Here is a 15999-nt window from a genome sequence, read left to right on the forward strand (position 1 = left end):
CAATCCCGCCCCAGTGACATCTACATGACTCAGCCCATGGGCGGAGATATTGTACAGGACTACACCTGGCAGCGTACGGCACAGGAAGTGCGTCGCATGGCCACCTACCTGAAGTCACTGAATCTTCCAGCGGATGCCAAGGTTGGCATTCTGTCGAAGAACTGCAGCTACTGGATCATGGCCGATCTCGCGATCTGGATGGCTGGCTACGTGTCGGTACCGCTGTACCCAACGCTGAATGCTGAAACCGTTGAGAAGATTCTCGAACATAGTGAGACTCAGGTTCTGCTCATCGGCAAGCTGGATGATTGGAGCATGATGAAGGACGGCATTTCCGCCGACCTCAAGTGTATCTCTACAGCGCTGTCACCAGACGACGTCAAGGCGAAATATCCGCAGTGGGACGACATCGTGGCGAAGAACGCACCGATGCAGGAAAGCCCGACGCGTAAGCATGACGAGCTCGCTACCATCGTTTACACCTCAGGCTCTACTGGCATGCCCAAGGGCGTCATGCTCTCTTTCGGCGCCATGGTTGCTGCCGGTAATGGCGCTGCCAATGCGAACGGTCTGACCAAGGACGATCGCATGCTGTCCTATCTGCCACTCGCGCACGTTTTCGAGCGCTACGCGGTAGAGATGACCTCGCTGGATAAAGGCTTCCGCCTGTTCTTCGCCGAATCGCTCGATACCTTCCTCAAGGATCTCCAGCGCGCTACACCGACAATGTTCATCTCGGTGCCACGTCTCTGGCTCAAGTTCCAGGCTGGTGTTGTTGCCAAACTGCCACAGAAGAAGTTGGACAAGCTGCTGAAGATCCCTGGCGTTTCATTCCTGATCCGCAAGAAGATCCTCAAGGGGCTGGGCCTCAACCATGTCCGTCTGGCCGCGAGTGGATCTGCACCGCTGTCTGAAGACATCATCAACTGGTATCGTCGCCTTGGTCTGGAACTGCTCGAAGGCTACGGCATGTCGGAAAACTTCGCGTACAGCCACATCATGAAGCCAGGCCGGGTCCGTGTCGGCTATGTTGGTGAGCCTCTGCCAGGTGTGCAGCAGCGTATCAGTGCTGACGGTGAGATCCAGATCAAGAGCCCCGGCACGATGATGGGTTACTACAAGGAGCCTGAAAAGACTGCTGAAACCTTCACCGACGACGGCTTCCTGAAGACTGGTGACCGTGGCGAAATCGATGAGATGGGTCGTCTCAAGATCACCGGACGTACCAAGGAAATCTTCAAGACGTCGAAAGGTAAGTATGTTGCACCGGCGCCGATCGAGAACAAGCTGGTATCACATCCAGACGTCGAGATGGTCTGCGTCGCTGGTGTCGAACAGCCACAGCCATACGCACTCCTCATGCTGTCTGAAGGCACCTGGCCGAAGCGCAATACGCCTGAAGTGCGTGAGCGACTTGAGAAGGAGCTGCCGGAGTTGATCAAGTCCGTTAACGCCACGCTCGATCCGCATGAGCACCTGCAGTTCGTGGTTGTAGTGAAGGATCAGTGGACTATCGAAAATGCCTTCCTGACGCCGACCATGAAAATGAAGCGCAACGTCATAGAAGATCAGTACAAGAGCCAAGTCGAAGGCTGGTACAACGCTCGCAAGAAGGTCATCTTCGAGTAAGCGTTAATCTGGTACTGCGAAGCCTCCCGCTGCCAACCGGCGCCGGGAGGTTTTTTTTTGTCTACATATTATGCTGTTGCATGGACGCCCTGTTGAGCAGGAGCAGCGGCAGCAAGCCGGCGACGACAATACAAAGAGCCGCGAGTGAGGACTGGGCCAGCTGTTCGTCCGACGCATATTGATAGACGAACGTCGCTAGGGTCTCGAAGTTGAACGGGCGCAGGATTAGTGTTGCCGGCAACTCTTTCATGCAGTCGACAAATATGATCAATGCGGCCGTCAGCAGGCTCGGGCGGAGCAGGGGTAGGTGGATTCGCCGGAGTGTGTTGAGGGGACTACTGCCCAGCATGGTGGCCGCCTGATCCATCGAGGGGGTGATGCGTTGCATGCCGCTCTCAATGGAGCCAATCGAAATAGTAGCGAAGCGGGTACAGTAGGCAAAGATGATCGCAAAGGTCGTGCCACTGAGCAGCAGTCCAGTACCTTCACCGGTCCATGCCTCCATGTGGGAGTCGATCCAGTTGTCAGTGGCGGCGAAGGGAATAATGACGCCGAGTGCCAACACTGCGCCAGGCATGGCATATCCGACACAGGACAGTCGCGCGAGCAGCCGATTCACTCGGCTAGGCTGGATGCGTATCGAATACGACAGCACCGTGCCGACGACTATGAGCACCAGAGCGCTCATGCCGCTGAGAAAAAGCGAGTTCCCGGCGTAGCTGAAGAACCGGCTGTTCCAGGACACGTCGAAGTAGCTAATGGCGTAGTCAAGCAAAACGGCGCAGGGCACGAGAAAGCCCAGCGTAATGGGCAGAAGACAGGCGAGTGTGGCGAGCCAGGCATGCCAGCCACGGAGTTTCCGCGGCTGAATCGCGCGTTGTCTGTTGCTGCTTGAGTAGCGCTCGCGACTTCTACGCGAGGCTCGCTCCAGAAACATCAGGAGCAGGGCAAAGCCGACCATGGTCACGGCGATCTGCGCCGCACCGCTCACACTCCCCATGTTGAGCCAGGTGTCATACAGGCCAGCGGTGAGCGTCTGTACGGCAAAGTAGCTGACAGTGCCGTAGTCATTCAGCGTCTCCATCAGCACCAGAGACAAACCGACAGCCAGGGCGGGCCGGCAGATCGGGAGCAGAATACGGAAGAAAATTCTAGCGGGCCCGGCTCCCAACACCCTTGATGCGAGCATGAGGTTATCGGACTGCTCTAGCAAGGCGGTACGGCAGGTTAGGTAGACATAAGGGTAAAGTACCAGGGCGAACATGATGACTGCGCCGCCGAGGCTTCTGATATGGGGAAACCAGTAATCGGCTGCCCGTTCCCAGCCGAAGAACGCCCTTAACGAGAGTTGAATAGGGCCGGCATACTGAAGGAGGTCAGTGTAGACATAGGCGATAACGTAGGCTGGCACAGCAAATGGCAGTAGCAGCGCCCAGCTGAGCCAGCGGCGCCCTGGGAAGTCGTACAGGGCGATCAGCCAGGCACTGCCAAAGCCCAGTAACGCACTGCAGATGCCGACGCCAAGCATCAATACAATCGTGTTCTGGATATATCTTGGCAGAACCGTCGACCAGAGGTGGGACCAGATCCCATCGCTCGGGGCGATCGAAAGGTAAACGACCGCTGCAATTGGCAGCAGGGCTGCCAACGCAGTGATCAGTGCAACCAGCTGCCATCCTCGGCTATTACGCCGTTTGCGGACCGGCGCGTTGGATACGCCAGCCAGCAGTGGATGGGGCAAGGCAGCACCTGTGGTCATCAGCTATCGAAATCGACCTTGTCGACCAGCTTCACAGCGGCTTCGCGGTGCTTGCTAATCTCATCAAGCGGCAGCTTGTCAGCCTTGAATCCAGACCACTCCTCAAGAAGTCCGCTGCCTTCAACTGACGTGTTCACAGGAAACTCGACGTTCAAATTGGCGTACATTTCCTGCGCCTCCTGGCCACTGAGGAATTCCATCAACTTGACGGCTTCAGCCTTGTTGGGAGCCGACTTCGTCAGCACCACACCGCTCACATTGACATGAGCACCGCGACCGTCCTGATTCGGGAAGATCACGTTAACCTTTTCGGCAAAGCCGCGCTGCTCGGGGTCGGCAACCATGGCGCCGTAATAGTAGCTATTGCCGATGGCAAGGTCGCAGGTTCCTTCTGCTACCGCACGGATCTGGTCGCGGTCGCCACCTTGTGGCTTCTGCGCCAGATTTTCCTTCACGCCCTTGAGCCACTTTTCAGTCTCTGCTTCGCCGTGGTGCGCAATCATGCTGGCGATGAGGGCAATGTTGTACTGGTGCTTGCCTGAACGTGCGCAGATCTTGTTCTTCCATTCCGGCTTGGCGAGATCCTCGTAGCTGAGATCGGTGTTCTCGACGCGATCTTCCGAAGCGTAAATATTTCGGGTTCTCAGCGTAAGGCCGAACCATTCGTCATTGTTGCCGCGATATTGAGCAGGAATATTCTTTTCGAGCACCTTGGAGTCAACGGGCTGGGTGAGACCGGCATCCACGAGCTCCTGCAGGCGGGCGATATCCACAGTCAGTACCAGGTCTGCCGGAGAGTTCTTGCCTTCGCGCTTCAGTCGTTCTGCCACGCCGTCCTGCGCGAATACAATATTGGTCTTTATGCCAGTTTCCTTGGTGAACTGGTCCAGCATTGGCTGAATCAGAAAGGGCTGGCGATAAGAGTAGATGTTGACTTCATCTGCAGCAAATGCGGGCGAAATGATACCAGCGGCAAGGGTCACCGAGGCCAGGGTTCTGGTGATCAGGCTGCTGGCTGACAGCGTTCGCGACTGAGTGGTTTGTCGGGTCATGGAGGATCCTTACGTTACGTCAGATAAGAATTCGTGCTCATTGCAGCCTTTCTTCAGCTCGCATGATCGCACACTAGAAAAGAGGCTTGAAGAATAATGCAAACCATTCTCATTCACAACCGAAATCATACGCACTGAAGCTTTGACACCCGGATTCCGGCTCACGCAGCTCGGTCAGGCTGGTATACTGTCGATGACGTTCGCAAATGACGATGAGTGGTATTGATGTATCTGATGAACTCCATAAAGGATCTGTGCAAGCCTGTTCGAGGCTCGAAACGGCAAGTGCTGGCTGTATTCACGACTGTGCTCCTCGTTTCTGGCTGCACGACGACAGAAACGCATTACAGTCGCTTCCGTGCGCTTGATAGCAGCGGGGAGCCCCGCGACTTCGTGCTCTACTGGAACAGTGAGCTGCCGAAAAGCTGGTACGGCGGACTGCCCATTGTCACGCCGGTGCGGATCAAGACGCAGTGCAGCGATGAGGTCATCGAGTTTCACAACCGTGAGCGTTGCGGTGCCGCAGACACACGAACGCCGAATGGTCTCGCAGCCGGCTGGTGCGGCGATACCGATAAGTTTCTGACCTCGGCTGGTCGGGAAATCAAGGGTGACGATGCGCTTTGTGGCTGGATTACCGGCCCGGCAATCGATGGGCAGGGCAATGCGGACTCTACTGCCGAGCTGGGTCGTGAAGTGCTGGTGACCATCGCGTGCTATCCCACGAGCTCCGTGGAGGCGCAAAAACAGGCGAGCAAGGATAAGCCAGGGGAAAGAAAGGCAGGTGCCATTCTGCGTGCCTCGGCAGTGCCGTATCGCCTGACCGTACGTTCTGCGCCGGCCGACAGTCTTTCTGACCGAGTCCCGGAGCTGAGTGAAAAAGCCTGCAGCGGAGACTGAAGTCTCCGTTGTTTCCGGTCCTTACTTGATAATGATACGGAAGTTCTTCAGGTACCAGCGATAGTCGTTTGCGAGCTTGACGTTAACGGCTATCGATGCTTCGCCGGGCGCGGTGCCAGGCTCCAGGAAGAATTCAAAGCTCGAGCTTTCCGGTGAGACCGAATGAACCACAACGGGTGTATCCTCGATGGCCAGCTCCTCGGGGTCAACACAGACTTCGGGTTCCGGTGCGTCGGGATCTTCTTCCTCTTCCTCATCTACGGGAGGCGGAATGGTACCTGGTGTGCCGATGCCGGTCACTGGATCGCAGATTGGCAGTCCACCGTAGGGCACGACCTGTAATTGTGCGACCGGGTGCTCTTCAAGATTGACCAGGCGAATATTTACTCGCCAGATACTGGTGTCGCCTGCAGGTATTGTCAGCACTTCCGGGATGAGGAATATACCGGAGCCCATGGCAAAGTAGGCTTCTTCGGTTTCTTTCGATACGAAGCCTGCCGCGCTGTTGCCGCCCGACAGGCCTCTGCTGACGCTATCGTTGCAGTTACGGTCCTGTGGAAAGCAGATGTCATTGAAGAGCGCAGTCTCTGGCGACAGATTGACCGGCGGCGGCGCGTCTTCATCGTTGTTCAGTATCGATGAGCCAAAGGTGTTCGGGTCTACATCGAAGTTCACCAGGGGAGCGAAGGGAGAATCGATGATCTGCTGGCGCGTGTTGTCACCGAGCTGGATGCCGTCGTCGTTGTCCTGGTCATCATCGAGTGCGGAGAGGAAGCCGGCCTTGTTGCCAACCTGACGGTCGTTGGCCGCGATATCGCGTTCGAGCTGACCATAGGTGGTGATGCCCTTGACGGTGGTGCCGGTATTCAGCCGGGACTGCAGCTCAGGCTGGAAATCTGGTGGTGTGATATAGCGCTTGGCCTGGATGTTCTCCGCAATGAGAATCGGCCCGATTGAGAAGGTGACGCGCTCACCCGGATAGTACAGATAACGTCCTCGGGCACCAGTGACGCCGCGCTGGGTCTCGGTCTGATAATCCACGCCAGACATGCCCCGGCCCATGAAAAATCCGACCGAGGGCTCGTCACTGCCGGAGTTACCGTCGCTGCACGCACTGCTGAGCAGGCTGCCAAGCACCATGAGTAACAGCGCAAGACTTCTGCCTGAAGACCGGAGAAATTCTGCCGACGGGATGACACCTGCACCGGATCGTACTTTTAAATTAGCCTGCATTCAGAAAGGTCACTTGTCTGAGTTGGAAAAGGCCCCATTATAGGCGGGGGATCGTGCAGGTATAGTGACGCAGATTACATCTTCAGGACACAGTGACATGAACCATGATTGACGAAAAACACCCCTCGGGACCGCAGGCAGCGGTCTCACTGGCGCAAGGGTCAGGCCCGGTCGCATCAGATACCGCTTGGCAGTCAGCCACCGATGCGTCAGCAACAGAGCCCAGCGCCTTATCGATTCGCGGTCTGACCAAGGTCTATGACAACGGGTTCAGGGCGCTCGAGCACATCAACCTGGAAGTTCGTCAGGGCGACTTCTTCGGCCTGCTTGGGCCAAATGGCGCTGGCAAATCGACTACACTCGGCATCGTCTCAAGCCTGGTGAACAAGAGTGAAGGCGAAGTCAGGATTTTCGGTCACGATATCAGCACCGATCTTGAGCAGGCCAAGCGCTACCTTGGCGTGGTTCCGCAGGAATTCAACTTCAACATGTTCGAGAAAGTCGAAGATGTGTTGATCACGCAGGCTGGCTATTATGGCATTCGGGCTAATGAAGCGCGTGATGCGGTCGAATACTACCTCAAGGCCCTCGGTCTTTGGGACAAGCGTCGTGAGCAATCGCGTATGCTGTCCGGCGGCATGAAGCGGCGATTGATGATCGCGCGTGCGCTGGTTCACGATCCCAGGCTGCTGATCCTCGACGAACCGACCGCTGGCGTCGATATCGAACTGCGGCGTTCAATGTGGGCCTTCCTCACCAAGGTCAATAACGATGGCAAGACCATCATTCTGACGACGCATTACCTCGAGGAGGCAGAGGCGCTCTGTCGCAATATCGCCATCATCGACAAGGGTGAGATTCTGCAGAACGCGAGCACGCACGAACTGCTCGGCCAATTGACGCAGACAACCTTCGTGCTCGATGTCACGACTGCGGTGACGAGTCTGCCGGTGCTGCCGAATTATCCAATGAGGCTTACCACCGAAGGCAATATCGAGGTTGACGTCAACCGTGACCAGAACCTCAACGAGTTGTTCACGCAGCTGACGAAGGCCGGTATCCACGTTCGCAGCATGCGCACCAAGACCAATCGGCTGGAGGAACTGTTCGTTCGTCTGGTGAATGAAGGCAAGAACTGATGAAACAGAATAATAGCTATCGCGTGGCCTTTACCACCATCGTGGTCAAGGAGATCCGCCGCTTCACACGCATCTGGGCGCAGACGCTGTTACCGCCTGCTATCACGATGTCGCTGTACTTCGTTATCTTCGGCAACCTCATTGGACCGCGTATCGGCGACATGGACGGATATGACTATATGACGTTCATCGTGCCGGGACTGATCATGATGTCGGTCATCACCAACTCGTACTCCAATGTGGTGTCGTCGTTCTTCAGCATGAAGTTCCAGCACAGTATCGAAGAGCTGCTGGTGTCGCCTGTTCCGAATTACGTCATTCTGCTCGGCTTTATCGTCGGTGGTGCCGTGAGGGGTTTGCTTGTCGGTATCATTGTGACAATTCTGTCGATGTTCTTCACCGATCTGCAGGTGCACAATTTCTTCATCGTGATATCGGTGGTCATACTCACCGCGATACTGTTTTCGCTCGGCGGCTTCATCAATGCCGTATTCGCACGCAGCTTTGACGACATCTCGATTGTGCCGACTTTCGTCCTGACGCCGCTGACCTATCTTGGCGGCGTGTTCTACTCGATCTCTCTGCTGCCCGGGTTCTGGCAGAACGTGTCGATGGCCAATCCGATTCTCTACATGGTGAACGCCTTCCGCTATGGTCTGCTGGGCACGAGTGATATCAATGTCTGGGCGGCCTACGCCATGATTCTGCTGTTCATAGTGGTACTGTTTACCTATTCGCTGTCGCTGCTCAATCGCGGCGTGGGGATTCGGCAATGAGCCAGGACAAGCTGACGCACGGCTCGCTACTCGGCCGTGATACAAGCTATCCCGACAGTTATGCACCAGGCCTGCTCGAAGCCTTGCCCCGACGCCGACCACTTGCCGGAGCCCCCTTTGGTGAAGACATCTGGAACCAGTATGAACTGTCCTGGCTTGACGATGCGGGCTATCCCCGGGTAGGTGTTCTGGAGTGCAGATTGCCCTGCAGCAGTCCAAACCTGATCGAATCGAAGTCGATGAAGCTATATTTCAACTCGCTGAACCAGACGCGTTTCACTTCGTCGGAAATGCTGCTGGCACGCGTGCGGCGGGATCTTTCGGGCTGTGCCGGTGCTGAATGGCAGCTCGCGCTCACACACCCGCTGCCGCTCACTCAGGCGGCCGCCGTCTGTGCGGAAGCTGAGCCGGGCGATGCAGGATTCGCTGTCAGTGTAGGCGAGCGGCAGTGGTCCGAGGCGGTGCTGATCGACGAACTCACGCAGGCGCAGGCATCGCCCGGCCCACAACTGCCTGCACCAGAGGCAGAGCGACGATCGCTGCTTCGCCTGGCAGACAAACGCGCAGTAGACACCTCATCCGAAGAGGTGCTGGTTTCGCATTTGCTGAAAACGAACTGTCCGGTTACGGGGCAGCCAGACTGGGCAAGTGTGCTGATCTGGACTGGGCCGGCGGAGCAGGGGCTCGATTCGGGACATCGAGTAGATCGCCAGTCGCTGCTGGACTATCTGGTCAGCTACCGACAGCATTCAGGCTTTCATGAGCAGTGTGTGGAGGAGATCTTCAGCGATCTGGCAGCCCTGCTAGGCGACGATCGAGGATTGCTTGTATACGCCCGCTATACCCGCCGTGGCGGTATTGATATCAACCCCTGGCGTAGCAACGTGCCCGCCAAGGTCGCCAATACCAGGCTGCTCCGGCAATAGTGCCAGCACGCGGCGTCAGGTGACGTCGCGAAGCTTTTCCAGCGCCTTTTCGAGCGACTGCTGAATACGCTGACGATCATCTTCGCCGATTTTGCTCGAGTCCATATACATGGCGAAACCCTCGGCTTCCTGCTCAAGGAAGCTCTGGTTGCGGCCCATGTCGCGTCTGAAGTCGACCACTGAATAGATCGGAACAGGCTTGTTAAAGCCTTTCACTACGATTTCGCCTTTGTCGCGGCACAGGATCATGTCTTTGATCAACGAAAAGGTTTCGAAGCCCACCAGAATTTCGCCTGGCTCAGCCAAGGATTCCAGCCGACTGGCCAGGTTTACTTCCTTGCCGATGATGGTGTAGTCCATACGGTTTTCGGAGCCGAAGTTGCCCACTGTACAGAATCCGGTGCTCACACCCATTCGCACTTCAAGCGGTGCCCGAACACCGGTGCTGCGCCATTTCTGCCGCAGGACCTTCATGCGCTTGCGCATTTCGATGGCCATGGAGACACAGGCCAGGCTGTCTTCCTTCGAGCCGCGGCTGGTTGGATCGCCAAAGAAAATCATGATGCTGTCGCCGACGAATTTGTCGATTGTCCCGCCGAATTTCAAGGCAATCTGCGCCATCTCATTGAAGTAGGTGTTCAGCAGATCGGTCAGGCTTTCCGCCTGTATTTCCTCGGACAGTTCGGTAAAGCCCTTGATGTCGGAGAAGAAGACCGTGAGCTTCTTGCGTTGTGTTTCCAGTTTCACATCGCGCTCGCCGGTAAAGATCGACTGCCATACCTGAGGCGACAGGTATTTCGCCAGCTTGTGTGACAGGGCGATCGACTGCTCGCGTTGCATCTGGATTTCGGTTTTGGCCAGCATCAGTGCCCTGGATTGCAGGTGGATGTAGTGCGCCGATATACACACGAAAAGAGCGGCAAACAGAATGCTGGCAAGCGTGAGCAGTGGCGGAGTCATCGGCGCCAATGACAGGCCCAGTGTGAGGGAAGAGACCGTAAGGCCGGCCAGCAGCGCAAGGTTGCCGACGAAGAATGCCGTAAGCCCACCGACGATGATGAGGCTGAAATAGACCATGATCAGAATGGCGAGCGAGGGCGTCACGCTGAACTGCAGGAGATTGAGAATGAAGCCAGTCAGCAGACAATCGAAATACAGCACGCGCTGGCGAATAGAGAGGTTGCCGTGAACGTGCCAGTATCGCATGCCAAAATACAGTAGATGCGGCCACAGCATTGCCACGGGCACCAGCCAGACAAGGCGCTTGTCGAAATGCTCAAGCACGATGCCGCTTACGATGATGCCGACGAAGAGCATATAGCCGAGTATGCGGGCGCTATAGTCGGGCATGGGCGGTGAGACGTTACCCATGGTGCCCGGCAATTTGCGCGGCGGCACAGTCTGTCCGCTACGACCCTTCTTGAGTACAGCCATCTGATTCATGCGTCAGATATGAACTCTGTTCAGCAGGATGTCACGATACATGACGAAATCCGCCAGCAGGCTGTACAGCGGGTGTTTGAAAGTGGCAGGGCGATTGTGTTCAAAAAAGAAATGCCCGATCCATGCTGGCAGATAACCCAACACGGGGAGTAGCAGCAGCAGCTTGAACTTGGCTGTAAATATCGCGACCAGGAAAGTGGCAATGACCAGCGAGGTGCCGATGAAATGGAGCCTGCGGCACTGTATATTGCTGTGCTCCCTGAGATAATAGGGGTAGAACTCGCTGAACGATGCAAAATTTCCGATCTGCTTCGGCTCCGTAGTCATCGTTGCCTCCTTTTGATAAAGAAACTGTCAAGCACAGGTAAACGCATGGGCAGATAGCGCACAAGCACGCATTGCAATCTGCCTGACGCTGTGCAGACTAACAGGTTTGCCAAATGTTGGCATTTCCTTTTTCGGATGCTCCAGATGACTGATCACGCCACTGAAATTTCTGCCGCTGCCGACGCTGGAAGGCGCTTTGTCGCTGAATTCCTTCACAACCGGCAGTCCGAGCCAAAGCTATGCGAGCCAGCGCCCTCCGAGGCTGAACTGCGGTCGATTCTGCCGGCAGTTTGCCGCAGCCCCGACCACGGCAATCTCAAGCCTTATCGTTTCATCGTGCTTACCGGCGAGGCTCAAAAGCAGCTTGGCACACTTTTTCTGAAAGCTGAAACACAGGATGCTGGTGAAGCTGGTCTGAAAGAAGGCAAGGCGGAAAAGATTCTCGGCAAACCCTTGCGGGCGCCGATGATCATCGTTGGCGTGGCGCGCCTCGATGAGCAGCACAAGGTACCCGTTATCGAGCAGTGGCTTGCTGCGGGTTGCGCGGTTCAGACCCTCTCTCTACTGCTCGAGAACAGTGGTTATGGCGTGATGTGGCGTAGTGGCAGCTTTGCCTATAGCGAAATCGTACGCCAGGGTCTGGGCCTGGCCGATAATGAGCAGATCTGCGCTTTTCTCTACTGCGGCACTGTAGAGCAGCACAAACAGAACCGCCCCGCCTTGCCCTCAGAAGATACCCTCATAAGCTTCTGCGACCAGCTCTGATCCTGCCGCCGTGGCGAGCCTGCCGCTGCCGCTTGCCGAGCGGTAGCCGCTTGCCGTGTTTCCACATGCTCACGCCGGTTTTCCGACGCCTGCTTTCGATAACTCGCTGATGTAGAAGATTTACCCACCTCTGGCACCGCTTTTGCTTTGTACTGTGAAAACGACTGACATGTTCAGCTAGGGATTTTCACAATGACGATATCGATGAGCAATGCACTGGGTAATCATGAGCAAGGCCTGCTGATGCGCTCGCGCAGGGCCGAGGTTCTTTCCAACAACCTGGCCAATGCCGATACGCCGAATTTCAAGGCGAAGGACCTCGACTTCAAGGCGGCGATGCAGGCGGCAAGTAGTGGCCAGTCGGCCGGTCGGGTGCAGGTCGACAAGACACATGAAGGTCACATGCAACTTTCAGGCTCAGGCGGCGCGGACATCCTGTATCGCGTGCCTTCGCAGCCCTCGATCGATGGCAACACTGTTGATAGTCAGGTCGAGATCGCTGAGTTCTCAAAGAATGCCGTGGAGTTCCAGGCTTCATTCCAGTTCCTGAACGCCAAGTTCAAGGGCCTGACCTCTGCCATTCGTGGCGAATAAGCAGCCCTAGATAGAGGATCGACGCCATGTCACTGCAGAACATATTCAACGTTGCCGGCTCAGGCATGTCAGCACAGTCAATCAGGCTCAATACCGTATCGAGCAACATCGCGAATGCGGAAGCTGCGAGCTCGAGCGAAGGCGATACCTATCGGGCTCGCAAGCCGATTTTCTCGGCCATGGCGCATGAGCAGATGCGGCTGCAGGGCAGTCTCGGTATCGATAGCTCCGGCTCCAGTCCCTATCTGTCTGGCTTCGACAGTCAGGCAGAGCAGGCAGCTAGCCAGGGTGTGGGCGTCAAAGGCATCGTCGAGAGTCAGGCGCCGCTGCAGCCTCGTTACGAGCCGAACCATCCTTCGGCAGACGAAAACGGTTATGTGTTCTATCCGAATGTAAACGTGGTAGAGGAAATGGCTGACATGATCTCCGCCTCGCGCAGCTTCCAGATGAACGTGGAAGTCATGAATACCGCCAAGACCATGATTCAGCAAGTGCTCACGCTTGGCCAGTAAAGCCCGGTTTGATGACCAACAGACAACGACTATGACAAGTGTAAAGAGGCCACTGGCATGACCGACATCAGCTCGATAGGCAAATCCGCGCTGGAGCAATACGCGCCGAAGCCCGCGGAGATCAAGCACAAGAACGAGCTTGGCAAGAACGAGTTTCTGAACCTCATGATTGCGCAGCTGAACAACCAGAGCCCGCTGGAGCCGCAGGACAATACGGCTTTCGTGGCCCAGCTCGCGCAGTTCAGTTCGCTCGAAGGTATCACTGAATTGAATAACTCGGTCGGCGACATCGCTGGCGAGTTTCGTAGTGCACAAGCTCTGCAGGCTTCGGCAATGGTTGGCCGCAGCGTGCTGGTGCCGGTTAGTAGCGGTACCTTGCCACTGGGCGGCACGATTTCAGGCATCGCTGAGGTGCCAAATGGCTCAGGCAATTTGACCATGAAGGTTTACAACAAGGGCGGCGCCCTCGTAAGCCAGAGTGATCTCGGCCAGAACCAGGTTGGCGATGTCAAGTTTACCTGGAACGGCCGCAACAACAAGGGTGAACCCATGCCTGCTGGCTCGTATCGCATAGAGGTCGAAGGCTCCTTCAACGGAGAGACCGAACGGGTGAAGAGCTTCCTGGGCGCCAATGTCGATAGCGTTTCGATCGCGACGGATGGCGGTGTGAAGCTGAATCTGGCGGGGCAGGGCAGTATTGCCATGTCTGAAGTCAGACAGATCTTCTAACAGTTTAAGAGTTGTAATCAGGATTCTAGCTGCATCGTTTGATCGAGCGGCTGAGTAACAAGCCCTAAGGGGCATAGCTGTACATGATAGAGGTCTTTCATCATGCCATTTAACGTCGCCCTTACCGGCCTTCGCGCCGCCAACACCGATCTGGAAGTGACTGGTAACAACATTGCCAACGCCAGCACCACCGGCTTCAAGCAGTCACGTGCAGAATTCGGTGATATCTATTCAAGCAGCTTCCTGAGCACCGGTTCTGCGCGGGCCGGCGATGGTGTGCGGGTGCAGAGCATCTCACAGCAATTCAGTCAGGGTGCGATCTCGATCACAGAGAACGGTCTGGACCTGGCCATTGATGGTGAAGGCTTCTTCGTCCTGAACGACGGCGGTGCACAAACGTTCTCACGAGCGGGCGTCACGCGGGTGGACAAGGACGGTTATGTGGTCAACAACACCGGTGCCCGGCTCCAGGGCTTCCCTGCAGATGAAGATGGCGCCGTGGGTGGTGTGCTCAGCGACCTCCGAGTCGATGAATCAGCGCTGGCACCGAAGCGTACGACGGAAGTTCAAGCGGTCATCAACCTGGATGCCTCGGATGATATCCTCGTGGAACGAGGCAACGCTATTGCCACGAATACTGCGATCATCGGGACGCCCAATGCCGGTCCGGCTGGTTCACCAGCTGTGAATGGATATCCGGGTCAAGCGCTGATGATCACACAGGCCGACGGCACCACCCAGCCTCTCTTCATAGCACCAAACACTAGCGCTGACGCTATCTCCTCGCAGCTCTCAGGTGTTCGCAATATCGATTCGACTGCGATTGCGCAGGCCCGATTGACCTCAGCGGGCTATAACAACGCGTCTGGCAATATGGGAATACTGATCGATGGGGTAGCCTTCAACGGCTATTCTGATCTGACGCAGCTTGGTAATGCCATCAATGCCTCGCCGACACTGGTTGGCGTTTCTGCGGTGCTTGTAGGTCCCGCACCTACTGGCGGCAACCCCGATACCCGTGACCTGGTACTGACCAAGGACCGGGGTAGCGATCTTAATTTCGCCATAAACGGACCAGCCAACGGCGACAGTTTCGAGATTGCCGAGGTGCCTGCCGATTCCATTCAGAATAATCAGGCCTTGCCTGCGCCCGTTACCCCACGCACCTTGCAGGTCGGTGGCAACGAAGTGGCGACTGTGGGTGGACGGGTGCAGCTCAATCTGAGTGGCGGTGTCACGATCGTTGACAACACTGCCGCATATAACACCGCCAACCCACCACCGGCCGCGCAATCGACTAACAATGGCCTGGTCTCTGACTTTACGGGTGCGCCCTTCGTCAATAACGTGTTCGATCCATCCGAAGAGCGCACCTACAACTATGCCACTTCCTCCACCGTGTATGACAGCCTCGGTAATTCACACGTACTGACAAAGTTTTTCGTGAAGGAAGCGCAGACCGAAACTTCGCCAGATAATCTGTGGACCATGTATGTGCAGATCGACAATGCTGATGTCGGCGATCCGCTCGTAGCTGGTGGTGCCGCTACGCGTGCAGCGTACTCGCTTGTATTCAACGAGGATGGCTCCTTCAACGAGGTGGAATCGGACGAAGTGCTGATCTCCAACTGGACGCCGCTTGATGCTGAAGGCGCGCCAAACGGTGCGGTCGGGCCGATCAACGTGATCAACGGCGGCGTATTGCCGATTCCAACGCCACCTAACAGCTCAAACTTTCAGATCGACGTTGCAGAGTTTACCCAATACGGTTCTGATTTTTCGGTCAATGATCTGCAGCAGAATGGCTCGACGACTGGCCGGTTGGTTGGCCTCGACGTCGCCCAATCCGGTGAGATATTCGCTCGTTACACCAACGGTGAGTCAAGAGTGCTTGGCATCGTGGCCCTGGCCAGCTTTAACGACACACAGGGATTGGCGCCCGTTGGCGATACTGCCTGGGTCGAGACCTTCAAGTCCGGCAACCCGGTCATAGGAGCGCCTGGTACTGCCCAACTTGGTGGTATTCGCGCCAGCGCACTGGAAGAATCCAACGTGGATCTGTCGCAGGAGCTGGTTGGTCTGATTCTTGCTCAACGTAATTATCAGGCAAACGCGAAGACGATTGAAACGGCCAATGCCATCACTCAGACCATCATCAACCTCAGATAATGAGCGTTGAGGCCCTGAGCCGGTGATGAAGCTGCAGCCCGCGTCT

General features: G+C 56.3%; 15 protein-coding genes. 10 read left to right on the forward strand and 5 right to left on the reverse strand.

Going from position 1 to position 15999, the window contains the following annotated elements:
- Positions 1–24 precede the first annotated feature (24 nt).
- Positions 25–1629 (forward strand): AMP-binding protein, encoded by a 1605-nt coding sequence (locus ACH3PB_RS04915; RefSeq protein WP_416398324.1) that lies wholly within the window; start codon positions 25–27, stop codon positions 1627–1629.
- Between the two features lie 61 nt (positions 1630–1690).
- Here ACH3PB_RS04915 and ACH3PB_RS04920 read toward each other — a convergent pair whose 3' ends face one another.
- Together ACH3PB_RS04920 and ACH3PB_RS04925 are read right to left on the reverse strand one after the other, a co-directional pair.
- Entirely contained in the window at positions 1691–3388 is a 1698-nt protein-coding gene (locus ACH3PB_RS04920; protein ID WP_416398325.1) for an ABC transporter permease, read from the reverse strand.
- On the reverse strand, positions 3388–4440 hold the full coding sequence (locus ACH3PB_RS04925) for a Fe(3+) ABC transporter substrate-binding protein (protein ID WP_416398326.1): 1053 nt from the start codon (positions 4438–4440) through the stop codon (positions 3388–3390). The genes ACH3PB_RS04920 and ACH3PB_RS04925 overlap by 1 nt, the downstream gene beginning before the upstream one ends.
- A gap of 234 nt (positions 4441–4674) precedes the next feature.
- Here ACH3PB_RS04925 and ACH3PB_RS04930 point away from each other — a divergent pair, with 234 nt between their 5' ends.
- Positions 4675–5340, forward strand: coding sequence for a hypothetical protein (locus ACH3PB_RS04930; RefSeq protein WP_416398327.1), 666 nt, complete (start codon positions 4675–4677; stop codon positions 5338–5340).
- Between the two features lie 21 nt (positions 5341–5361).
- On the opposite strand, the gene ACH3PB_RS04935 is transcribed toward ACH3PB_RS04930, so the two are convergent.
- The gene (locus ACH3PB_RS04935) at positions 5362–6573 is read right to left on the reverse strand and encodes a hypothetical protein (RefSeq protein ID WP_416398328.1); all 1212 of its coding nucleotides are present in this window, start codon (positions 6571–6573) and stop codon (positions 5362–5364) included.
- Positions 6574–6677: 104 nt separating this feature from the next.
- Between ACH3PB_RS04935 and ACH3PB_RS04940 the strand changes: the two genes are divergently transcribed.
- The 3 genes from ACH3PB_RS04940 to ACH3PB_RS04950 are packed head-to-tail and all read left to right on the forward strand — an operon-like array spanning position 6678 to position 9414.
- Entirely contained in the window at positions 6678–7712 is a 1035-nt protein-coding gene (locus tag ACH3PB_RS04940; protein WP_416398329.1) for an ABC transporter ATP-binding protein, read from the forward strand.
- Positions 7712–8488, forward strand: a complete 777-nt coding sequence (locus ACH3PB_RS04945; RefSeq protein ID WP_416398330.1) for an ABC transporter permease — start codon at positions 7712–7714, stop codon at positions 8486–8488. The genes ACH3PB_RS04940 and ACH3PB_RS04945 overlap by 1 nt, the downstream gene beginning before the upstream one ends.
- A complete protein-coding gene (locus ACH3PB_RS04950; protein ID WP_416398331.1) occupies positions 8485–9414 on the forward strand; it encodes an NADPH-dependent 7-cyano-7-deazaguanine reductase QueF in 930 nt (309 codons plus the stop codon). The genes ACH3PB_RS04945 and ACH3PB_RS04950 overlap by 4 nt, the downstream gene beginning before the upstream one ends.
- Positions 9415–9429: 15 nt before the next feature.
- Here the strand turns inward: ACH3PB_RS04950 and ACH3PB_RS04955 are convergent, their stop codons facing one another.
- Positions 9430–10848 carry an adenylate/guanylate cyclase domain-containing protein gene (locus ACH3PB_RS04955; RefSeq protein ID WP_416398332.1) on the reverse strand — a complete coding sequence of 473 codons (1419 nt, stop codon included), beginning with the start codon at positions 10846–10848 and terminating at the stop codon, positions 9430–9432.
- A gap of 12 nt (positions 10849–10860) precedes the next feature.
- On the reverse strand, positions 10861–11184 hold the full coding sequence (locus ACH3PB_RS04960) for an Mpo1-like protein (RefSeq protein ID WP_416398333.1): 324 nt from the start codon (positions 11182–11184) through the stop codon (positions 10861–10863).
- 144 nt (positions 11185–11328) lie between these two features.
- On the opposite strand from ACH3PB_RS04960, the gene ACH3PB_RS04965 reads away from it, so the two are divergent.
- The 5 genes from ACH3PB_RS04965 (at position 11329) to ACH3PB_RS04985 (ending at position 15953) form a co-directional block, all read left to right on the forward strand.
- Positions 11329–11949: a nitroreductase gene (locus tag ACH3PB_RS04965; RefSeq protein WP_416398334.1), complete on the forward strand. Its 621-nt coding sequence runs from the start codon at positions 11329–11331 to the stop codon at positions 11947–11949.
- Positions 11950–12141: 192 nt separating this feature from the next.
- Positions 12142–12543 carry a flagellar basal body rod protein FlgB gene (flgB, locus tag ACH3PB_RS04970; protein ID WP_416398335.1) on the forward strand — a complete coding sequence of 134 codons (402 nt, stop codon included), beginning with the start codon at positions 12142–12144 and terminating at the stop codon, positions 12541–12543.
- Positions 12544–12608: 65 nt separating this feature from the next.
- Complete coding sequence (gene flgC, locus ACH3PB_RS04975; protein WP_416399416.1) at positions 12609–13055, forward strand: flagellar basal body rod protein FlgC; 447 nt, start codon at positions 12609–12611, stop codon at positions 13053–13055.
- A 57-nt stretch (positions 13056–13112) separates the two neighbouring features.
- Positions 13113–13784: a flagellar hook assembly protein FlgD gene (locus ACH3PB_RS04980; RefSeq protein ID WP_416398336.1), complete on the forward strand. Its 672-nt coding sequence runs from the start codon at positions 13113–13115 to the stop codon at positions 13782–13784.
- 102 nt (positions 13785–13886) lie between these two features.
- Positions 13887–15953 carry a flagellar hook-basal body complex protein gene (locus tag ACH3PB_RS04985; RefSeq protein WP_416398337.1) on the forward strand — a complete coding sequence of 689 codons (2067 nt, stop codon included), beginning with the start codon at positions 13887–13889 and terminating at the stop codon, positions 15951–15953.
- The last annotated feature ends 46 nt before the right edge of the window (positions 15954–15999 follow it).

The sequence above is a fragment of the Allohahella sp. A8 genome, from assembly GCF_047946665.1.
GTDB lineage: Bacteria > Pseudomonadota > Gammaproteobacteria > Pseudomonadales > Oleiphilaceae > Allohahella.